Origin of the sequence: Streptomyces sp. NPDC017246, assembly GCF_044331325.1 — a bacterium.
Taxonomy (GTDB): Bacteria; Actinomycetota; Actinomycetes; order Streptomycetales; family Streptomycetaceae; genus Streptomyces.
The window spans coordinates 61,864-82,312 of the sequence record NZ_JBIRMW010000016.1; the positions used below are offsets into that span (position 1 = coordinate 61,864).

Below are 20,449 nucleotides of genomic sequence, written 5' to 3' on the forward strand. Positions count from 1 at the left end.
CGCCCCCGGGTCCCTCAGCCGTGCCAGTGGCGGGCCGGCTCCGCGGACTCCGCCTCGACCATGACGCGGCGCAGCAGGTCGTTGAGGAGGGTGCGCTCCTCGGGGGTGAGGACGCCGAGGAGGCGGTCCTCCTCGTGGCCGAGGACGTCCATCGCGCCGAGCCAGGTCTCGCGGCCGGCGGGGGTGAGTTCGACGACGACCCGGCGGCGGTCGGCGGTGGACTGGGTGCGGCGGACGAGTCCGCGCTTCTCCAGGGCGTCGAGGCGGCCGGAGACGGAGGCGGGCGCCAGGTCGAGGTCCTGGGCGAGTTCGGAGGGTGCGGCGCTGCCGCCCCGGCCCGCGATCTTGTGCAGGGTGTCGAACTCGTGGCGTTCCAGGTCGAAGTCGACGAGGGACTGCTCCCTGACCCGGCGCAGATGGACGGAGAGCTTCTTCATCCGGGTGACGGCGCCCTCGACGACGGGGTCGAGGCCGGGCAGCACGGGCTGCCAGCGGGCGACGTGCTCGTCGGTCCAGTCGCGCGGCTCGCTGGGAGTACGCGGTTCCTCGGGGTGCGCCATGGGGTGATCGTACGTCGGCGGACGGAGATCCTCCTGATAAGTACTTCGTTGACGAACTATTCGGTACCGAAATACTCTTCGGACCATGACCGCCCCCGTCACCTCTGCGCCCCCCTCCACCCCGCACCCCCTCCGCACCCGCTCCTTCCGGCTCCTCTTCGCCGGTCGCGCCCTCTCCCTCCTCGGCGACGCCGCGATCCCCGCCGCCCTCGCGCTCGCCGTCCTGGAGGCCACCGGCTCCACCGCGGCACTCGCCCTCGTCCTCGGCTGCGCGATGGTGCCCAAGCTGCTCCTGCTGCCACTGGGAGGAGTCGTCGGCGACCGCTTCGACGCCCGCACGGTCGCACTCACCACCGACCTCGTACGCTTCGCCACCCAGCTGATCGTCGGGATCCAGCTCCTCGGCGGAACACCGAGCCTGGCCGTCCTCGCCGTCGCCGAAGCGCTCGGCGGCGCCGCCGGAGCCTTCGCGATGCCGACCGTCGCACCCCTCGTGAAGGGCACGGTGCCGGCCGAGTCACTGCACCGCGCCAACGCGGCGATGAGCGTCGCCCGGAGCGCCGGCCGGCTCGGCGGCCCCGCACTCGCCGGCACCCTCGTCCTGACCGTGGGGCCCGGCTGGGCCTTCGTCCTGGACGCGGCCACCTTCGCCGTCAGCGCGCTGCTCCTGACGGCCGTGCGGGTGAAGCGGGTGCCGATCCCCCGCCGCTCGCTCCGGGCCGACCTCGCGGAGGGCTGGCAGGAGGTCCGCTCCCGGGACTGGTACTGGACCAGCCTGATCGGCCACGGCGCGTGGAACGGCGCCGCCGCCGTCCTCATGACCCTCGGACCCGCCGTCGCCGTGCAGCGGCTCGGTGGCGGCACCACCTGGGTCGTCCTGCTGCAGGTCGGCGCCGTCGGCTACCTCCTCGGGGCGCTCCTCGCCGACCGGGTCAGCCCCCGGCGCCCGGTCCTCACGGCCAACCTCGGACTCGCCACGTACGCCCTGCCCCTGGTCCTCCTCGCGGTCGCCGCGCCCGCACCGCTCACCGTCGCGGCCTACGGGCTCGCGCAGGCGGGGCTCGGCTTCCTCTCCCCCGTCTGGGAGACCGCCGTCCAACGGTCGGTGCCCGCCCACGCGCTCGCCCGGGTCACCTCGTACGACTGGCTGCTCTCGCTCGCGGCCGTACCCCTGGGGTACACGCTGGCGCCGATCGCCGCCTCGGCCTGGGGCCCCGAAGTGCCGCTGCTCGCCGCCGGGGTGCTGGTGGGCGCCTGCTGCGCCGCGACGGCACTGGTACCGGGGGTGCGCCGCCTCATCTGAGCGTTGTCGGTGGGGTCCTCTACCGTCGTACGCATGGTGGGGAACAGCGGGAACGCGGGGAACACGGGGAACACGGTGACGGCCGTCGGGCCGGACAACGGGCTGGGGCACGGGGCAGGACTGGGGCCGGGAGACGGGCCGGCGCTGCGGCCGGGAGACGGGCCGGGGCCGGGAGACGGGCCGGGGCTGCGGCCGGGGCAAGGGTTGGGGCACCGGCTTGGCGAGGCGCTCGCGCGCGAGCGGGCCGACGGGGCGGGCGCCCTGGGGGAGTTCCTGGACTCACTGGACACGGCCGGCCGGCGGGAGAGCGCCCTCGCCCTCCACCGGCGGATCTGCCGCCGGTCCGACGAGGAACCGGCGGGGCGGGCCCTCGGCACCCTGGCCGGGCAGGAACTCGGCTGGTCGACGGCGGAGTCCGATCAGCTGCTCGCCCGACTCCTCGGAAAGGACGCGGAGGTCGCCCCGCACGAACTGCGGGAGTCCTTCCTCTCCCTGGTGACGATCGCCCTGTCGGCCGCGGAGCAGGCCGAGGAGTTCGACCGGCCCCGGGTGCGGCTGCTGCGGGGCATGGCCGAGCAGCTCCGGGTCTACCGGAGCGACCGGTTCGCCGCCCTCCGGGACCGGATGGACGCCCTGCTGCGGCGCCGGATCCACGTCGAACCGGGCCTGCTGCCCCGTCACCTCCTCGACGCGCTCGACGACTACGGCCCGGCCATGCGGGCCGCGCACCCGACCCTCCTCACGCGGACGGGGGTGGTGGAGTTCCTGGAGCACTGCGCCACGCTGCACCGGCCCCGGGCCCCCCTGAGCTGGCGGAAGCGGTCGGCGGAGCTCCTGGCACGGGCCGAGGGCGGGGCGGAGGTGGTACGCCTCCTCCTCGAAGGCATCGCCGCACAGCCCGAACACCGGGTGAGCGACCTGGACCCGTGGGGGATGAACGCCCCGACACTGGCGGCCACCGGCAACACCCCGCTCGTCCGCGGCCTGTTGTGGGCCGCGCTCGACGTGGACGCCGAGTGGGCCGTCCCGCTGGTGGGCGCCGTCGCGCTCCACGCGGGTACGGGGCTCGGGGGCTCCGGCGGCATGTGCCGCAGCCAGTCCCTGGCCACGACCGCCGTCGCGGTACTCGGCGCGTGCGGGGAGGCCCGGGGCCAGGAGGCCGTGCAGTGGCTCGGCCGGCTGCCGAGGAAGGTGGTCAACCGCACGGTGGCGAAGGGGATCGCCAAGGCCCTGGAGGAGGTCTCGGCCCGCTCCGGGGTGGCGCCGTCGATGCTCCGCGAGCGCGGGGTGGCGACGCTCGGACTCGACGGGCGCGGAGTGCGGGAGGTGCCGCTCGGGGCGTACACGGCCGAGCTGTCGGTACGGGAGCCGGGCACGGTCGCGCTGGTCTTCAGAAGCCCGGAGGGGAGACTCCCGAAGACCGCGCCGAAGGAGGTCCGGGAGGAGCACGCCGAAGAGCTGAAGCGGGTCCGGGCGGGGCTCAAGGAGCTCAGGGCCCTGGTCGCCGCCGAGCGTTCCCGCCTCGAGGAGCACCTGACGGCGGGGACGACCTGGCCTGCGGAGGACTGGCAGCGGTACTACGTGGACCACCCGGTCACCGGGACGATGGCCCGCGTGCTGCTGTGGGAGGTCGCGGAGGGCGACGGGGAGCGGTGGACCGCGGGCCTGCCCGAGCGCACCGGCGGCGGCTGGGCGCTGGCGGGCGCGGACGGCACCGCGCGTCCGGTCGGACCGGGCGCCCGGCTGAGGCTGTGGCATCCGCTGCGGGCCGGGGACGAGGAGGCCGCCGAGTGGCGGGCCGCGACGGAGGGACGGGAGGAGGAGCGGCCGTTCAAGCAGGTCTTCCGCGAGGTGTACCCGCTCACTCCGGCGGAGCGGGCGGCCGGCTCGTCCTCCCACCGCTTCGCCGGGCGGGAGCTGCGGTACGGGCAGGCACGGGCGCTGATGACCGAGCGCGGCTGGACGGGGAACCACCTGGGGTACTTCTCGGACGGCTGGTCCTCGGAGATGGCGAAGGAGCTGCCGGTACCGGGGGACGTTCCGGCGGCCGAGGGGACGGTCTGGCGGGCCCGGTTCCTCGTCGAGCTGGTCGACGAGGGGGCGAGCCGGGACGGGGTGGCCCGGCTCTGCGCGACGGACCGGGTGTGGTTCGAGCGGCGGTCCGGCGCCGCGGGCGTGCGGGGTGCCTGGTCGGAGGCCGCGCTGGCCGACGTACCGGCGCTCGCGCTGTCGGAGGCGTTCCGGGACGTCGACCTGTTCGTGGAGGTGGCCGCGACGGAGACGGGCCCGGCAGGGAGCTGACCGGGGCGGGCCCGGCCCGGCGCTGAACGGGGCGGGCCCCCGGGGCGCGGCCTGCTGCGGCCGGGGCAGGTGCGCGGCCGGAGGCGGCGGGTCAGGATGCCCGGTCGCTCGTCGTCTCCGTCAGGAAGGCGGTGAGCAGGCGGGCGGTCTCGTCCGGGCGCTCCAGGGCGGGGAGGTGCCCGGCCCAGTCGAGGTCGACGCGGCGGGCGCCGGGCAGGAGGCGGGTGAGGTCGTCGGCCACCGCCCGGAAGTCGGGGTGGTCGTGGGCACCGGTGACCACGAGGGCGGGGACCTCGATTCCGGCGAGGTCGTCGGCGGCGATCTCGGGCTCGACGGGCTCGAACTCCTCGGGGGCGGCAAGCTGGACCTCGAAGGCGCGCCACTGCATCTCCCGGACGAGGGCGCGGGCCCCGGGTCCGGCCTCGGGTCCGAGCCAGGTGTCGACGTTGAACTCGACGGCCCCGTCGAGGTCGCCGGCTTCGAGCAGTTCGTCCTCGCGCTCTCCCCAGGCCCGCAGCTCCGCGCCGGGCGCGAAGCCCGGGATGTCGGAGCCGAGCAGGGCGAGGGCGGAGACGCGGCCGGGGTGACGGACGGCGAGTTCCAGGGCGATCCGGCCGCCGAAGGAGGCGCCGACGACGGCGGTCCGCTCGACGCCGAGGTGGTCGAGGAGGTCGCGCACGTCGTCGGCGTGGGTGTGCGGGGCGTCGATGGGGCTGTCTCCGAAGCCTCGGAGGTCGCAGCGGACGACGCGGTGTCCGGCGTCGGCGAGGGCGTGGAACTGCCCGTCCCACATCCGGCGGTCGCAGACCCCGGAGTGCAGCAGGAGAACGGTCGAGGGGCCGGCGCCGGCCAGGTCGTGAGAGAGCGTCATCCGCCCGACCCTAGGCGGCGGGACAAGTGGTGACCAGCGGGTTTCCACCGGCCCCCGCGAGCAGCCGCACAGCGACTTGAACACGTTCAAAGAGAGGTCTACAGTCATGACCGCCAGCTTTTGAACGCGTTCAAGGGAGGGTGGGGCATGGACCTCACTGTCATCGCGTACATCGCCTACCTGCTGATCAGCGTCGCCCTGACCATCTGGGTCGCGCGCACACTCAGCCGCAACGGAAGGATCTTCCTCGCGGACGTCCTGCACGGGAACGAGAAGCTCGCCGAAGCGGTCAACCACCTCCTGGTGGTCGGCTTCTACCTCGTCAACTTCGGCTTCGTCGCCCTCTATCTGAGCCAGGACGACGCCGTCCTCGACGCCCGCGCCCTCTTCGAGGCGCTCTCCGTGAAGCTCGGGGTCGTACTGCTCGTCCTCGGCGTCATGCACCTCGGGAACGTGTACGTCCTCAACAAGATCCGGCGCCGCGGGGTCATGGAGCGCGAGCAGGTGCCGCCGGTCGGTCCGCAGGGCTGGACGGCCGCCCCCAAGCCCGGCCCCTGGGCCCCGCCCGCACCTCAGGGCTGAACCGCCGTGCCGACCCCCGTGGGACGCCTGACCGTGCTGTACGACGCCGACTGCCCGCTCTGCGTGCACCTCAGGCACTGGCTGCTGCGCCAGCGGCAGCTCGTGCCGCTGGACCTCGTACCGGCCGCGTCGCAGGAGGCCAGGCGCCGCTTCCCCGCCCTCGATCACGCCGCCACCCTGCGGGAGATCACCGTGATCGGGGACCGGGGCCAGGTCTACCGGGAGACCTCCGCCTGGATCGTCTGCCTCTGGGCGCTGGCCGACCACCGGGCCAAGGCCCACTGGCTGGCCACCCCCGCCGGGCAGCCCTTCGCCCGGATGACCGTGCTCGCCGCGGCGAAGTGGCGCGAGGCCCTCAAGGGGCCGGGCGGCGGGGACGGGAGCTGCGCGGACGGGCACTGCGAGGTGCCCGGTCCGCCCGGCTAGGCTCGGTCCCGTGATGGACGCGAAGGAAGAGAAGCAGGCCGACGAGAAGAAGGCCCCGAAGAGCGAGCAGACCCGCACGCTCATCCTCGAAACCGCGCTCCGGCTGTTCAAGGAGCGCGGTTACGACAAGACGACGATGCGGGCCATCGCCCAGGAGGCCGGAGTCTCCGTCGGCAACGCCTACTACTACTTCTCCTCCAAGGAACACCTCGTCCAGGGCTTCTACGACCGGATCGCCGAGGAGCACCAGGCGGCCGTCGAGTCCATCCTGACCGGCGGCGAGAAGGACCTCACGGCCCGGATCCGGGGGGTCTACCTCGGCTGGCTCGACATCGCGGGGCCGTACCACGAGTTCGCGGCCCAGTTCTTCAAGAACGCCGCCGACCCGGACAGCCCGCTCAGCCCCTTCTCGCCCGAGTCGGAGGGCCCGCGCGAGGCGGCGATCGAGGTCCACCGGCGGGTCATCTCCGGCGCCTCGGTCAAGGTCGACCCGGAACTGGCCGAAGCCCTCCCCCAGTTGCTCTGGCTCCAGCAGATGGGCCTGGTGCTCTTCTGGGTGTACGACCGCTCGGAGGGCGCCGCCAACAGCCGGCGCCTCGTGGAGCGCCTCGCGCCCGTCACCGCCCGCGCGATCTCGCTCTCCCGCTTCCGGATCCTGCGCCCGCTGGTCAAGGAGACGCACGAGCTGCTCTCCGACTTCATGCCGACGGCAGCCGGAATGGCGGCCTCGGGAAAGCCCAAGAAGAGGGCTGAACCGAAGCCGCCGAAGACCTCGTGACGAGGTCTAGATCCAGCTGAGCTCCCACAGGCGCCAGATGCCCGTACCGTCCGTCAGGTACTGGGAGCCGGCGACCGCCTCCGTGGAGAGGACATAGTCCTTCTTCTGCCACAGCGGGACGAGCGGGACGTCCGTGGCGACCTCGTTCTGGATCTCCCTGAAGTCGCCCGTGGCCCGCGAGCGGTCGCTGAACTGCTGCGTCGAGGAGATCAGGGTGTCGATCCGCTTGCTGGAGAACCCGTTGTGCAGGGTGTTCTCCGTGCCGACGAGCGGCGCGGTGAAGCTGTCGGAGTCGGGGAAGTCGGGGAGCCAGCCGACCGTGTACGCGTCGTAGGTGCCCTTCGCGTACGCCTTCTGGAACTCCGTCCACTTGACCTCGACGGCCTCGACCTCGAAGAGGCCGGTCTCCTCCAGCTGCCGCTTGATCTCGGCCGTCTCGGCGCCGTAGGTGACGTCCTTGCGGTAGCCGAAGGTGAACTTCACCGGGGTCTTGATCCCGGCGTCCTTCAGGAGCTTCTTCGCCTTCTCGGCGCTCGGCTCCGGGTTCACGTCGTAGAACGCGGTGCTGTGCCCGACGAAGCCCTGCGGGATGAGGGAGTACAGCGGCTCGACCGTGCCCTTGTAGGCGCCGGTGGTGATCGCCGGGCGGTCGAGGACGGCGGCGACGGCCTGCCGCACGGCCTTGTCGGCCATCGGCGAGCCGGGCCGGACGTTGAAGTTGAGGTTGCGGATCTCGGCGCTCTCCGCCTCGGTGACCCGGGTGCCGTCCTTGGTGTCCAGGTTGGAGACGAACTCCGGCGGGAGCTGCCGGTGCGTCACCTCGACGTCCTTCGACTTCCAGGCGTCGGCGAGCTCCTCGGACTGGCCGAAGTACTTCACCAGGACCGGACCGCCGGCCTTGGTGATGGCGCCCCTGTACTTCGGGTTGGGCTCCAGGAGGGCCGACTCGCCCTCCTTGTACTCCTTGAGGACGTACGGCCCCGAGCCGTCGACCGCGGAGCCGGTGCGCAGCCTGTCGGCCGGGTACTGGTCCTTGTCGACGATCGAACCGGCGCCCGTGGCCACCTTCAGCGGGAACGTGGCGTCCCGGCCGCTCAGGTGGAAGGTGACGGTACGGCCCTCGGCCGAGACGTTCTTCAGCGTCGGGAAGAGAGGCTGCGGACCGACGTCGGTCTTGATGTGCAGCATCCGCTCGAAGGAGTACTTCACGTCCTCGGCGGTCATCTTGCGCCCGTTGGCGAAGGAGAGATCGTCGCGCAGCGTGCACTGGTAGGTCGTGAGCTTGGTGCCCACGAACTTGCAGCTCTCCGCCGCGTCCGGAACCGGGGTCGTGAACCCCGGCTTGAACGTCAGCAACGACTGGAACACATTGCTGTACATGGCCCAGGAACCGGCGTCGTACGCGCCGGCCGGGTCCAGTGAAGTGATCGCGTCGGTTGTGCCGACGCTGATCGGATCGGTCCGGCCGCCGTCGGAGGGCAGGAGTTGCCAGCCCCCCACTCCGGCGGCCACCAGTACTCCACAAGTGATGAGGATCCGCAGACGGACCGTCGACCGCATTGCCGTGCTTCCTTTATTCGTCCACCCCAGCTGCGACGGCCCCCGGAAACGTCGCGATGGATGTCATCCCATCACACCGTTTTCACAAGTGGAAGAGAAAACTTTCACACCACAGGTATATGTCCGGGAAATGCGAATTTAAGTCGATGAGCAGCACGTATCGGTCTCGGCGCGGGGAGTGACCCCGTCCCGATTACGCCTGTTTCGAGGCGAGTTCGACGATCGTGATGTCGGAGGGCGCCCCGACCCGGACCGGGGGCCCCCAGGCCCCCGCGCCCCGCGAGACGTACAGCTGGGTGTCTCCGTACCGTTCGAGTCCGGCGACGGTCGGGTTGGCCAGCTCGGCGAGGTAGTTGCCGGGCCAGAGCTGACCGCCGTGGGTGTGTCCGGAGAGCTGGAGGTCGACGCCGTGGCGTACGGCGTCGTGGATGACGATCGGCTGGTGCGCGAGGAGGACCGCGGCGCGGGCCCGGTCGCGGTCGCCGAGGGCCCGGGCGAAGTCCGGCCCCTGCCCCTCGCTCTCCCCCGCGACGTCGTCGACGCCGGCGAGGTCGAACCCGGCCGCGATCTCCACGCGGTCGTTGCGCAGTGGCCGCAGGCCGAGTTCGCGGACGTGGTCGACCCAGGCGTCGGCGCCCGAGAAGTACTCGTGATTGCCCGTCACGAAGAAGGAGCCGTGCCGGGCACGGAGCCGGGCGAGCGGCTCGGCGGCGGAACCGAGGTTCTCGACGGTGCCGTCGACGAGGTCGCCGACGACAGCGATCAGGTCGGGCTGGGCGGCGTTGATCGTGTCCACGATGCGCTGGGTGTGGGCGCGGCCGAGGATCGGGCCGAGGTGGATGTCGGAGACGACGGCGATCCGGTAGCCGTGCGCGGCGCGCGGGATCTTGGCGAGCGGGACGGTGACCCGCTTGACCCGGGGGCCGCGCAGCACGCCGTACGTGCCGTAGCCGACGGTGCCCACGGCGACGGCGGCGGCCGTACCGCCGACGACCCGGGAGACGAACAGCCGGCGGGAGACCTCGGCGGCGGCTCCCGGTGCCACCGGCCCGGTGGCACCCCTCGGCTCCTTGGGCTCCGTCGCCCCGGTGGGTCCGGCAGCCCCTGTGGGCCCCGTGGCCCCCTCGGACCCCCTGGGTGCCTCGGGCTCCGTGGACTCCTGCGCGGCGGCCGGTCCGGCCGCCGCGTCGGGCGCCGCCTGCGGGACCTGCTGCTCGGCGGCGGGGACGGGCTCGCGGACCGGCACCGGGAGGGAAGCCGGCGCCGTCGCCCCGGCCTCCGCGCGACGGGCGAGCCAGGCGCGCAGGAGGGGCCGGACGGCCTCACCGACGACCAGGGCCAGGGTCACGTACAGCAGCAGCGCGAGCCAGAGGAAGCCCGGCCAGGCGACCACCTGCTGGAGCAGGAAGGGAGCTCCGGCTCGGGAGGCCCCGAGGGCCGCGAAGGAGAGCAGCGGCAGCGCCACGACGGCGGCCGTGCCCAGGCGACGCGGCAGGCTCCCGCGCGTCGTGACATCGCGCACGAGGCGCCGCCACACGTACCAGTGGACCGCGCCGAGCAGCGCGAGGACCACGATCAGGACCAGCAGGAAGACGACCACGCCCCGGAACCCCTCTTCTGACCGCTCGCGCGGTCCTAACCGTTTTCGCGGCGCGCGGCACGCACCCCACGCAACCCGAGCACCCCGATCACCGTCCCCAGGACAAAGGACGTGACGGCAAGCAGCAGATGAACCCAGAAGTAGGCCGTCGGGGCCCCCGCATCGTCGAACGCGAGGCCACTCCCGCCACCAGCAGCTCACCACTAGCGTACGGAGGCCCGCCTGCAGGGCCCTGCGGGGGCGGTTCGATACTGGCAGGGAACGACCCGCCCACCCGAAGGACTCCCGCATGAAGCTCAGCCGCCGCGTCTCCTGGTTCCTGCTCGTGTTCGGCGCCTGGTCCTGGGTGATCTGGGTGACCTTCGCAAAGAATCTCTGGAAGGACGGGAGCGGTCTCGCCTTCGACGACGCCGGAAACCCGACTGCGTACTTCTGGGTCCACCTCGCACTCGCGGTCACGTCGTTCATCCTGGGGACGGCCGTCGGCGTGATCGGCTTCCGGGGCGTCCGCGCGGGCAAGAGGTAGGGCCCGGGCGCGAAGCCCTCGCAGCATCGTTGCTCGCCGCTCGCCGCCGGCCCCGACTGCCGGGGCTGCGGGAAGGCGTCAGAGGGCAGCCGGCACCTCTTCGTCGTCCTCGTGGTCCTCATCCGGCTCAAGGCGACGCCAGTCGAGCGTCACCCGGTCCTCGACGACGATGCACTTCCGGGTCTCCGGGTCCCGGCCGGGGCCGACGGAGACACCCTCAAGGAAGAGGTCGAGGAACTCGCGGCGCTTGATGACGTCCCACGCCGCCCACGGGGAACCAGGACCCAGCGGGTCCTCCCCCGGTTCGCGCCACTCCGCCGGAACCCGGATCGCTGCGGCGGTCTGCTCGTTCAGGTCTTCCAACGTGGCCGAGTACCGGCCCTCGAAGCTCCGGTACTGCTCCATCGTCGCGCGCCACGTGGCCAACTCGTCGCGCCCTCGGTAGAGCCCCGACCTGCGGTCGGCCTGGAGTTCGGCGATGGAGTCGCGGACGTGCTCGAGGTGGGCTTCCGTCTCACGCCGCTCCTCCTGGACTCCGGACAGATCACGCTGGAGCGCGAACCGAAGTGCCGCCTGCGCGAGCCACTCCCTGTCCTCGTCGTCATCCGGGTCCGCGCCGGTCAGTCGCGCCCAGACGCAGCGGGCCACATGCTCGTCGGCGTCCTTGCGCTTGATGCTCAGTCCGCCGTGCCCCTTGGGGTTGGCGCACATGGAGGAGTCCTGGCCGCCGTTGCTCCTGCTCCGGCCGAGAGAACCCGTGCAGATCCCGCAGGTCGCGAAGCGCCATCCACTCAGGAGGGTGGGTGCGGCCTCTCCGCCGGGCTGCCTGTTGGTCTTCGTCCGCTTGCTGCGCTTCTCCTGGAGCTCCAGCCACCTGGCCCCCGCGACAACGCCCCGGTGAGGGGTCAGGGGCGCCCCGCCCTCGTCCCGGGCAATCACGTTCACGTGTGCCTCGCCCCGCTTCACTCGTTCGCTGGCAAAGCCTCCGACGGCCGGGTGGGAGAGGATCCAGCGCACTGTCTGTGCACGCCACCGGATGGCGCTGTCCTCGTCCGACACACGCCGCTTCTTGATGGACTGCATCCGCCTCTCGGTGGCTCGCCGTTCGGCCTCCCCGGGCGCCGGTACTCCTTCTGACGCCAGTGTCGCCGCGATCTTGTTGTCGGCGATCCCGGCGACCGACATCTCCACCATGCGCTCGACGATCTCGACATGCTCCGGGTTGTCTCCGTCCGGCTCAAGGACGGACACGACAAGGTTGCCGATCTTCTCGCGGACGGCCCGCATGCCGTACGGGGCGGAGCTGGAGTGCTGGCCGCCGACCGCGCTGATCTCGCCCTTGGCTCCGCGCAGGCGCTCCGCCTTGATGTCGCTGTCCTGCTTCGCGAGGGCCGCGATCAGCGCGAAGATCGCGACGCCGATCGGATTCGACGTGTCGAGGAACGGTTCGAGTACGGAGACGAAGCGGACGCCGTACTCCTTGAACTCCTTGTCGATCTCCGCGCGTCGTGTGCGCCCTTGCGGGTCAGTCGGGACAGCTCGTTGACCACCACCGCGTCGACCTCGCCCGCGCGCACGGCGGACATGAGGTCTTCGAAAGCCGGGCGGACGGCGTTTGGATCCCAACCGGACCTTCCGACGTCTTTGAAGGCGTGAACGACCTCCCACCCCCGGCTCGCCGCCAGCGCCTCACCGGCCGCCGTCTGCGCCTCAGGCGACGCCTCGGACGAGTCCGGGCGGGCCTTGGACTGCCGGGCGTACACGGCCACTCGAACCGTGTCCATCTGCTCGGCTCCCACGGCCGAAACGAAGGGGGGACAAGGTCTCTCACCTGCTCTTTCTGTCGTTGAAGCCCCGCTGATCAGCTCCATATAGAAAGTGATCCACATGAACCAGCTGCACACCCCGAACGCGAGCAGGAACCAGGAGACCCGGCGGCTGAGCTTTATGACCCCCGTATCACCGTCCGCCCCGGGGGCCCCACTTCCGGGTGGAGGAGGCTCGGTGAACCGCCAGCCGGGGTTCGGATCCTTCTTCCGTACCTGTACGTTCACGACCGTGTCTGCTTCGAAGAAGACCGCTTGGGCGGTCGCCGCTGCTGTACTCCTGCCCCTCGTCGTCGCCGTGCCCGCCCATGCGGACACGAAGGACGAGAAGGACAAGCAGCCCAAGCCTCCCGCCACGATGTCCCTGGTCGGCGGACCGCTGCTTGGCAGCCCCGGTACGCAGGTGAAGCTGGGGCCCGGCGCCCCCGTGCTGCCGAAGGAGCTGTCCGGCCGCTCCTGGATCGTCGCGGACGCCGAGAACGGCCAGATCCTCGCCGCGCACAACGCGCACTGGCCGCTCGCCCCGGCCTCCACCCTCAAGATGCTCTTCGCGGACACCCTGCTGCCGAAGTTCCCCAAGACGCAGAACCACCTGGTCACCAACGCGGACATGGCCGGGATAGGGGAGGGCTCCAGCCTCGTCGGCATCAAGGAGAAGCAGACCTACAGCGTCCACGACCTGTGGCTCGGCGTCTTCCTCCGCTCCGGCAACGACGCCGTGCATGTCCTGACCAGCATGAACAACGGCCTCCGGCAGACCGTGAACGACATGAACGACCACGCGGCCGAGCTCCAGGCGCTCGACACCCACGTGGTCTCCCCGGACGGCTACGACGCCCCCGGCCAGGTCTCCTCCGCGTACGACCTGACACTCATCGCCCGCAACGGCATGCAGAAGCCGGACTTCCGCGAGTACGCCGCCACGCCCCGCGCCGCCTTCCCCGGCGAGCAGAAGCCGGGCAAGAAGCGTGAGACCTTCGAGATCCAGAACACCAACCGACTGCTCACGGGCGACCTCGGCGTCGCCCCGTACCAGGGCATCGCGGGCGTCAAGAACGGCAACACCACGCACGCGGGTGCCACCTTCACGGGAGTCGCCGAGCGGAACGGCCGGGTCCTGCTCGTGACCGTGATGAACCCCTCCTCCAAGGAGCAGCACGCGGTCTACCGCGAGACCGCCCGGCTCCTCGACTGGGGCTTCGCCGCGTACGGGAAGGTGACCCCCGTCGGCGAACTGGTGCCGCCGCGCTCCGCCCGTACGTCCACCTCCGCCCCGGACGACGGCTCGGCCCCGGCCCCCGGGAAGAACGCCCCGGAGGGTTCCGTCCCCACGGCCGCGGAGGAGCAGGGCTCCGGCGGCGTCGGGATCGCGCTCGCCGTGGCGGGCGGTGTGCTCGTGCTCCTGGCCGGTGCCGTCTTCCTGGTCAACCGTCGCTGGCCGCTCGCTGCGACGGCGGGCCGTCGGCGTCGCCCGCAGCAGACTCCGGAGACGGATTCCGACGTGAACCCGTAGCCGTCCACGCGGCGCAGTACAGCAGCAGCTTCGCGGTGAAGTTGATCCAGAGCAGCAGGGCGACCGGGACGCCGAACGCCCCGTACATCGACTTCGCCGCGACGCCCCTCATATAGCCGCCGAGCAGCAGCTTGAGCAGCTCGAAGCCGACCGCGCCCAGCAGCGCGGCCACGACGAGCCGGCGGCGGGGCGGCTGCACCCCCGGCAGCAGCGTCAGGACGTACAGCAGGATCAGGAAGTCGGCGACCACCGCGACCAGGACGGCGGCCGTCTGGAGGAGGTAGCCGCCCGCCCCGTCGCCGGAGATCCCGATCCGGTCGGCGCTCCAGCCCACGGCGGTGGAGCCGAGCCAGGACGCGGCGAGCGAGGCGAGGGCGACGCCGCCGAGGCCGATGAGGATGAGCGCGTCCTTGCCCTTGAGCAGGATCGGGTTGCCCTCGATGTCGTCGAGCCCCCACACCGCGCGCAGGCAGTCCCGCATGGCGCCGACCCAGCTGATGCCGGTGAGGAGAAGGAGCGCGCCGGCGACGAGTCCGACGGTGCCGGCGTTGTCGACGAGCCCGCTGATGTTGAGCTGGTCGGAGATGCCGGGCACCTGGTCGCTGATCTTCTCCTCGATCCGGTCGAGCTGGTCCTTGCTGAGGAGCGCGGCCCCCACCGCCGCGGCGACGGTGATCAGCGGGAAGAGCGCGAGGAACGAGACGAAGGTGATCGCGGCGGCGAGCCGGGTCCAGTGGGCCTCGTCGAGGGTCTCGTACGAGCGCCACGCGTGGGTCCGCATGAGTCTCACGACCCATGGGCCGATGACGGGGAGCTTGGTCAGCCAGTCCATGTCGTACGCCTACCCCTCGATCCGTGCAGTGCCCCTGATGCGGCCGCGATACGAGAATCTCCCGCCGGGGCCCGTGGGCCCGCGAGCGACATCCCCCGCATCGCGACCGGCGGTCCACGGGAGCACCTCGTCGAGGACGCTTTCCCGACACTCCTTTAATCACCCATTTCGACGAACCGCCATGCAATACCGGCATAAGCCCCAGAGGCGGCTATACGGTCACCTCCATGGCTGTCGAGACCCTCGTCCTGGACGACGACTGCGAAGCGATCACCGGTTGGGGGCGCACCGCCCCGAGCCTCGCGCGCGTGCACCGGCCCCGCGGGCACGCCGAGGCCGCCGACGCCGTCCGCGCGGCCGGGGCCCGCGGGGCGATCGCCCGAGGTCTCGGCCGCTCTTCCGGGGACTCCGCGCAGAACGCCGGCGGCACCGTCCTCGACATGACCGGCCTCGACCGGATCCTGGCCGTCGACGCCACCGCGGGACGCGTCGTCTGCGAGGCCGGCGTCAGCCTGCACCGGCTGATGGAGGCGCTGCTGCCCCTCGGCTGGTTCGTGCCCGTCACCCCCGGAAGCCGGTACGTCACGGTCGGCGGCGCGATCGCGGCCGACGTCCACGGCACGAACCATCCGGTCTCCGGCTCCTTCGGCCGGCATGTGACCGCGCTCGAACTCCTCACCGCGGACGGCGGGATCAGGACCGTGCTGCCCGGCACGCCGCTCTTCGACGCGACCGCCGGCGGCATGGGCCTGACCGGCGTGATCCTCTCGGCCACCCTGCGGCTGCTGCCCGTCGAGACCTCCCTCATGTCCGTGGACACCGAGCGCGTCCGCGATCTCGACGAGCTGCTGGCCCGGCTCACCGCCGTCGACCGCCGTCACCGCTACGCGTTCGCCCGCGTCGATCTGCTCGCCCGGGGCGCCGCGACCGGCCGCGCCGTCCTCACGTCCGCCGACCACGCCCCGTACGAGGCACTGCCCGCCCGGCACCGGGCGCGCCGGGCGCCGCTCGCGTTCCGTCCGGGGCGGCTGCCCGCCCCGCCGCCGTACCTTCCGAACGGGCTGGTCGGCCGCGCCGCCGTCGGACTCCTCAACGAGCTCCGCCACCGCACGGCCCCCCGGCACGGCACCGGCAGGCTCCAGCCGCTCACCGCCTTCTTCCACCCCCTCGACGCCGTCCCGCACTGGAACCGGATCTACGGACGCGAGGGCTTCGTCCCGTACCGGATCGTCGTCCCCCACGGGCAGGAGGAGACCCTGCGGACGGTGGTGCGGCGGCTCGCGGACCGCGGCTGCCCCTCCCTCCACGCCGTCCTCGAACGGTTCGGCGCGGCCGGCCCGGGACGGCTCTCCTTCCCGCTGCCCGGCTGGGGCCTCTCCCTCGACCTGCCCACCGGCCTCCCCGGGCTCGGCGCCTTCCTCGACCGGCTCGACGAGGAGGTCGCGGGCGCGGGCGGCCGGGTCTGCCTCGCGCAGGACTCCCGGGTGCGGCCGGAGACGGCGGCCGCGATGTACCCGCGGCTCGACGGGTTCCGGGAGCTGCGCGCCACGCTCGACCCCCGGTCGGTCTTCACCTCGGACCTCTCCCGGCGCCTCGCTCTCTAGCCCGTCCCGGCCGCTGGCCGGGCTCGCCCTCCCGCCCGCCTCGATCTCCAGGAGTTCACGTTGAAGGACGCCTTCGGTGCCCCGCAGTCCCTGCTCGTCCTCGGCGGCACCTCCGAGATCGGGCTGGCCACCGCCCGCCGGCTGATCGCCCGCCGCACCCGTACCGTCTGGCTGGCCGGGCGCCCCTCCCCCGCGCTCACCGCCGCCGCCGACTCGCTGCGCGCGTTCGGCGCGGAGGTGCGGACCGTGCCCTTCGACGCGCTCGACACCGAGTCGCACGAGGAGCGGCTCGGCAAGATCTTCACCGAGGGGGACATCGACATGGTGCTCCTCGCCTTCGGGGTCCTCGGCGACCAGGCGCGGGACGAGTCCGACCCGGTCGCCGCCGTCCGGGTCGCGCAGACCAACTACACGGGCGCGGTCTCGGCCGGGCTGGTGTGCGCGGGCGCGCTCCAGGCGCAGGGGCACGGCTCGCTGGTGGTGCTCTCCTCGGTGGCGGGCGAGCGGGCCCGCCGGGCCGACTTCATCTACGGCTCGTCGAAGGCGGGGCTGGACGCCTTCGCCCAGGGCCTCGGGGACGCGCTGCACGGCACCGGGGTGCACGTGATGGTCGTACGGCCCGGGTTCGTACGCTCGAAGATGACGGCGGGGCTCGCGGAGGCGCCGCTCGCGACCACGCCGGAGGCGGTCGCGGGCGCGATCGAGCTGGGGCTGCGGCGCCGCTCGGAGACGGTGTGGGTGCCGGGGGCGCTGCGCATGGTGATGGCGGCGGTGCGGCACGTGCCGAGGCCGCTGTTCCGGCGCCTGCCGGTGTGAACGCGGCGCCCGGGGGCGGGCGTGCCCGGGGTCCGGGTCAGCCGGTGGTGGTGGCCGTCGGGGTGTCGACCGGGCTGCCGCCCTGCGCCGGAACCGCGGAGACCGGGCGGCCGCTGCCGAACTCGTAGTCGTACAGCTTCCGCCACACGCCGTCAGCGCCCTGCTCGTACAGCGCGAAGGAACGGCAGGTCCAGGCCGCCTCGTACCCGGCGAGCTCCTCGTACGCCCGGTCCATCCCCTCCTCGGAGATGGCGTGCGCCACGGTGACGTGCGGGTGGTACGGGAACTGCAGCTCGCGCGCGAGCGGGCCGGCCTCGTCCCGGATCTGGTGCTGGAGCCGGTTGCAGAGGGGCACGCCCTCGTCCAGCTTCACGAAGACGACCGGCGAGAGCGGCCGGAAGGTCCCGGTGCCCTTCAGCCGCACCGGGAACGGCTGGTAGTCGGCGGCGACACCGGCGAGGTGCGCCTCGATCTCCGGCAGCCGCTCCTCGGCGACCTCGGTCGGCGGGACGAGCGTGACGTGCGTGGGGATGCCGTGTGCGGCCGGGTCCCCGAAGCCGGCGCGCCGCTCCTGGAGCAGGCTGCCGTAGGGCTCCGGGACCGCGATCGAAACGCCGAGCGTTACGGTCCCCACGTCGTTCTCCTCCGTCGTCGGTGGACTTGTGTCGGGTGGTGCAGCCGCCAGTGTGCGGCCTGCACCACCCTTTGGGCCAGGGTCCTTGGACTCCCTGTCCCCACGGTGCCTGATCGGCGACCGCTCAGTGCTTGGCGGGCAGGAGGCCCATGCGCTCGTACGTCTGCGCCAGCGTCTCCGCGGCGACCGCGCGAGCCTTCTCCGCTCCCTTGGCCAGGACCGAGTCCAGCGTCTCGGGGTCGTCCAGGTATTCCTGGGTGCGGGCCCGGAACGGCGTGACGAAGTCCACCATGACCTCGGCGAGATCCGTCTTCAGCGCGCCGTACATCTTGCCCTCGTAGCTCTTCACCAGGTCCTCGACGGAGGTGCCGGTGAGCGTGGACATGATCACGAGCAGGTTGGAGACGCCGGCCTTGTTCTCCGGGTCGAAACGGATCACCGTGTCGGTGTCGGTGACCGCGCTCTTGACCTTCTTCGCGGTGACCTTCGGGTCGTCCAGGAGGTTGATGAGGCCCTTCGGCGTCGACGCCGACTTGCTCATCTTGATCGCCGGGTCCTGGAGGTCGTAGATCTTCCCGGTCTCCTTGACGATGTACGGCTTGGGGATCGTGAAGGTGTCGCCGAAGCGGCCGTTGAAGCGCTCCGCGAGGTCGCGGGTCAGCTCGATGTGCTGGCGCTGGTCCTCGCCGACCGGGACCTCGTTGGCCTGGTAGAGCAGGATGTCCGCGACCTGGAGGATCGGGTACGTGAAGAGGCCGACGGTGGCGCGGTCGGCGCCCTGCTTCGCGGACTTGTCCTTGAACTGGGTCATGCGGGAGGCCTCGCCGAAACCGGTGAGGCAGTTCATGACCCAGCCGAGCTGGGCGTGCTCGGGGACGTGGCTCTGGACGAACAGGGTGCAGCGCTCGGGGTCGAGACCGGCGGCGAGCAGCTGGGCGGCGGCGAGCCTGGTGTTGGCGCGCAGCTCGGCGGGGTCCTGCGGCACCGTGATGGCGTGCAGGTCCACGACCATGTAGAAGGCGTCGTGGGACTCCTGGAGTGCGACGTACTGACGGACCGCACCGAGGTAGTTGCCGAGGTGGAACGAGCCTGCGGTGGGCTGGATTCCGGAGAGCGCGCGAGGACGATCAGAGGCCATGCACATCATTCTCTCAGGTGTGGGAACCGATCCCGGACTGCCGGTGTATCAAGAGTGTGAGGACGCGGGAGGGGGGCCTGGTCGACGCCGACGAGGCCGTGGTGATCGCACGGGTGCGCGCCGGGGAGCCGGAGGCGTACGCGGAGCTGGTCCGCGCGCACACGGCGGTCGCGCTGAGAGCCGCGGTGGCGTGGGGTGCGGGCGCGGAGGCCGAGGACGTGGTGCAGCAGGCGTTCTTCAAGGCGTACCGCGCGCTGGGACGGTTCAAGGAGGGCTCGGCCTTCCGGCCGTGGCTGTTGCGGATCGTCGTCAATGAGACCAGGAACACAGTGCGGTCGGCGGGTCGGCAGCGGGCCGTCGCCGACCGGGAGGCGGACCTGCTCGGGGGCGAGCCGCGGATACCGGAGTCGGCGGACCCGGCGGTCGCGGCCGAGGAGCGGGAGCGGAGCCGACGGCTTCTCGACGCGCTCGACGGGCTGACCGAGGACCACCGGCAGGTGGAGATCCACCGGTATCTGCTGGAGCTGGACGAGACGGAGACGGCCCAGGCCCTCGGCTGGCCGAAGGGGACGGTGAAGTCCCGGCTGAGCAGGGCGCTGAGGAAGCTGGGACTCGTGCTGGAGCAGGGCCCGGAGGGAGGTGAGGAGCGTGGCTGACGAGGATCTGCCGGACGAGCTGAGGGAGCTGGGACGGCGGCTGCGGGTGCCGGACGTGGACGGCGCGACGATGGCCGAGCGGGTGCTCGCGCAGCTTCTCGCCGAGCGGGTGCCGACGCCGGTGCCCGAGTCCGGGCCGGTGTCCGTGACCGGTCCGGTGCCCGTGAGCGGTCCGGAGCCCGAGTCCGTGCCGGGGCCCGCGCCCGGGCGGGTCCGGTGGCGGTGGTGGGCGGCGGTGCGGGGGCGGGCGCGGGAGCGGTGGCGGGCGCTGGTGGCGGTCCTGACCGGGGTGCTGATCGTGCTGGTGCTCACCCCGCCGGTGCGGGCGGCGGTGGCGGACTGGTTCGACTTCGGCGGGGTGGCCGTGCGGTACGACCCCGAAGGGCGCCGTGTCCCGGCCGGTGGCGCGGTGCCGGGCTGCCCGGAGCCGGTGCCCCTGGCGGAGGCGGGGCGGCTGGCGGGCTTCGAGCCGCTGATACCGAGGGCGCTGGGCGCGCCGGACGCGGTCGCGGTGACGGGCTCGGCCGAGCGCGGCCGGGCGGTGATCAGTCTGTGCTGGCGCGTCGGGGGTCGGACCGTCCGGCTCGACCAGTTCCCGGCCCGGCTGGACATCGGCTTCGCCAAGCAGGTCAGGGTCCGTCCGGAGTGGGTCGATCTCCCGGACGGCGCCCAGGGGTACTGGTTCGCGGCCCCGCATCCACTGACCTTCCCGATGACGGACGGGACGGGCTCGGCCTGGACCCATGAGGTCCGCACGGCGGGCCCCACGCTCCTCTGGACGAGGAACGGGGGCACGCTCACCTTCCGCCTGGAGGGCATACCCGACCTGGGGGAGGCCCGCCGGACGGCCGAGTCGGTGGAGTCCACCGAGTCGGTGCAGTCGGCGGGGTCGGCGGACTGACGGCCGGGGCGGGTCAGGCATC

Annotated in this window: 20 protein-coding genes and 1 pseudogene; 11 read left to right on the top strand and 10 right to left on the bottom strand. The window is 72.4% G+C overall.

All coding sequences use genetic code 11. The features are described from left to right. Positions 1-14: 14 nt before the first annotated feature. Positions 15-560 carry a MarR family winged helix-turn-helix transcriptional regulator gene (locus ACH4MY_RS30495; RefSeq protein WP_398006950.1) on the bottom strand — a complete coding sequence of 182 codons (546 nt, stop codon included), beginning with the start codon at positions 558-560 and terminating at the stop codon, positions 15-17. 85 nt (positions 561-645) lie between these two features. Between ACH4MY_RS30495 and ACH4MY_RS30500 the strand changes: the two genes are divergently transcribed. Then, positions 646-1,863: an MFS transporter gene (locus ACH4MY_RS30500; RefSeq protein ID WP_398006951.1), complete on the top strand. Its 1,218-nt coding sequence runs from the start codon at positions 646-648 to the stop codon at positions 1,861-1,863. A gap of 204 nt (positions 1,864-2,067) precedes the next feature. Then, entirely contained in the window at positions 2,068-4,164 is a 2,097-nt protein-coding gene (locus ACH4MY_RS30505; RefSeq protein ID WP_398006952.1) for a DUF4132 domain-containing protein, read from the top strand. 91 nt (positions 4,165-4,255) lie between these two features. Here the strand turns inward: ACH4MY_RS30505 and ACH4MY_RS30510 are convergent, their stop codons facing one another. Further along, entirely contained in the window at positions 4,256-5,035 is a 780-nt protein-coding gene (locus tag ACH4MY_RS30510; RefSeq protein WP_398006953.1) for an alpha/beta fold hydrolase, read from the bottom strand. Positions 5,036-5,182: 147 nt separating this feature from the next. Between ACH4MY_RS30510 and ACH4MY_RS30515 the strand changes: the two genes are divergently transcribed. Genes ACH4MY_RS30515 through ACH4MY_RS30525 form a run of 3 tightly spaced genes read left to right on the top strand, consistent with a single transcriptional unit; the run spans position 5,183 to position 6,821 of the window. Next, positions 5,183-5,617 (top strand): hypothetical protein, encoded by a 435-nt coding sequence (locus ACH4MY_RS30515; protein WP_398006955.1) that lies wholly within the window; start codon positions 5,183-5,185, stop codon positions 5,615-5,617. Between the two features lie 6 nt (positions 5,618-5,623). Next, positions 5,624-6,043, top strand: a complete 420-nt coding sequence (locus ACH4MY_RS30520; RefSeq protein ID WP_398006956.1) for a thiol-disulfide oxidoreductase DCC family protein — start codon at positions 5,624-5,626, stop codon at positions 6,041-6,043. A gap of 13 nt (positions 6,044-6,056) precedes the next feature. Next, positions 6,057-6,821, top strand: coding sequence for a TetR/AcrR family transcriptional regulator (locus tag ACH4MY_RS30525; protein ID WP_398007104.1), 765 nt, complete (start codon positions 6,057-6,059; stop codon positions 6,819-6,821). A 6-nt stretch (positions 6,822-6,827) separates the two neighbouring features. On the opposite strand, the gene ACH4MY_RS30530 is transcribed toward ACH4MY_RS30525, so the two are convergent. The 3 genes and pseudogenes from ACH4MY_RS30530 to ACH4MY_RS30540 form a co-directional block, all read right to left on the bottom strand. Next, positions 6,828-8,381 carry an ABC transporter substrate-binding protein gene (locus ACH4MY_RS30530; protein WP_398006957.1) on the bottom strand — a complete coding sequence of 518 codons (1,554 nt, stop codon included), beginning with the start codon at positions 8,379-8,381 and terminating at the stop codon, positions 6,828-6,830. Between the two features lie 193 nt (positions 8,382-8,574). Then, a complete protein-coding gene (locus ACH4MY_RS30535; RefSeq protein WP_398006958.1) occupies positions 8,575-9,981 on the bottom strand; it encodes a metallophosphoesterase in 1,407 nt (468 codons plus the stop codon). 35 nt (positions 9,982-10,016) lie between these two features. Beyond that, positions 10,017-10,166, bottom strand: a pseudogene (locus tag ACH4MY_RS30540) (SCO4848 family membrane protein); the annotation flags it as partial. Positions 10,167-10,270: 104 nt separating this feature from the next. Here ACH4MY_RS30540 and ACH4MY_RS30545 point away from each other — a divergent pair. Next, positions 10,271-10,507 (top strand): SCO4848 family membrane protein, encoded by a 237-nt coding sequence (locus ACH4MY_RS30545; RefSeq protein ID WP_398006959.1) that lies wholly within the window; start codon positions 10,271-10,273, stop codon positions 10,505-10,507. Positions 10,508-10,585: 78 nt separating this feature from the next. Here the strand turns inward: ACH4MY_RS30545 and ACH4MY_RS30550 are convergent, their stop codons facing one another. Continuing rightward, positions 10,586-11,794, bottom strand: coding sequence for a recombinase family protein (locus ACH4MY_RS30550; RefSeq protein ID WP_398007106.1), 1,209 nt, complete (start codon positions 11,792-11,794; stop codon positions 10,586-10,588). Between the two features lie 110 nt (positions 11,795-11,904). Beyond that, positions 11,905-12,378, bottom strand: a complete 474-nt coding sequence (locus ACH4MY_RS30555) for a recombinase family protein (RefSeq protein ID WP_398007108.1) — start codon at positions 12,376-12,378, stop codon at positions 11,905-11,907. A 187-nt stretch (positions 12,379-12,565) separates the two neighbouring features. On the opposite strand from ACH4MY_RS30555, the gene ACH4MY_RS30560 reads away from it, so the two are divergent. Further along, positions 12,566-13,846 carry a D-alanyl-D-alanine carboxypeptidase family protein gene (locus tag ACH4MY_RS30560; protein ID WP_398006960.1) on the top strand — a complete coding sequence of 427 codons (1,281 nt, stop codon included), beginning with the start codon at positions 12,566-12,568 and terminating at the stop codon, positions 13,844-13,846. On the opposite strand, the gene ACH4MY_RS30565 is transcribed toward ACH4MY_RS30560, so the two are convergent. Next, positions 13,758-14,678, bottom strand: coding sequence for a YihY/virulence factor BrkB family protein (locus ACH4MY_RS30565; RefSeq protein ID WP_398006961.1), 921 nt, complete (start codon positions 14,676-14,678; stop codon positions 13,758-13,760). The genes ACH4MY_RS30560 and ACH4MY_RS30565 overlap by 89 nt on opposite strands. A 227-nt stretch (positions 14,679-14,905) precedes the next feature. Between ACH4MY_RS30565 and ACH4MY_RS30570 the strand changes: the two genes are divergently transcribed. Continuing rightward, entirely contained in the window at positions 14,906-16,282 is a 1,377-nt protein-coding gene (locus tag ACH4MY_RS30570; RefSeq protein ID WP_398006963.1) for an FAD-binding protein, read from the top strand. Positions 16,283-16,342: 60 nt separating this feature from the next. Beyond that, entirely contained in the window at positions 16,343-17,098 is a 756-nt protein-coding gene (locus ACH4MY_RS30575) for a decaprenylphospho-beta-D-erythro-pentofuranosid-2-ulose 2-reductase (protein WP_398006964.1), read from the top strand. A 37-nt stretch (positions 17,099-17,135) separates the two neighbouring features. On the opposite strand, the gene ACH4MY_RS30580 is transcribed toward ACH4MY_RS30575, so the two are convergent. Together ACH4MY_RS30580 and trpS are read right to left on the bottom strand one after the other, a co-directional pair. Continuing rightward, complete coding sequence (locus ACH4MY_RS30580; RefSeq protein WP_398006965.1) at positions 17,136-17,732, bottom strand: 2'-5' RNA ligase family protein; 597 nt, start codon at positions 17,730-17,732, stop codon at positions 17,136-17,138. Between the two features lie 124 nt (positions 17,733-17,856). Then, a complete protein-coding gene (gene trpS, locus ACH4MY_RS30585) occupies positions 17,857-18,870 on the bottom strand; it encodes a tryptophan--tRNA ligase (RefSeq protein WP_398006966.1) in 1,014 nt (337 codons plus the stop codon). Between the two features lie 56 nt (positions 18,871-18,926). Between trpS and ACH4MY_RS30590 the strand changes: the two genes are divergently transcribed. Together ACH4MY_RS30590 and ACH4MY_RS30595 are read left to right on the top strand one after the other, a co-directional pair. Beyond that, positions 18,927-19,526, top strand: coding sequence for an RNA polymerase sigma factor (locus tag ACH4MY_RS30590; RefSeq protein ID WP_398006967.1), 600 nt, complete (start codon positions 18,927-18,929; stop codon positions 19,524-19,526). After that, positions 19,519-20,427: a hypothetical protein gene (locus ACH4MY_RS30595; RefSeq protein ID WP_398006968.1), complete on the top strand. Its 909-nt coding sequence runs from the start codon at positions 19,519-19,521 to the stop codon at positions 20,425-20,427. The genes ACH4MY_RS30590 and ACH4MY_RS30595 overlap by 8 nt, the downstream gene beginning before the upstream one ends. Positions 20,428-20,449: the final 22 nt, after the last annotated feature.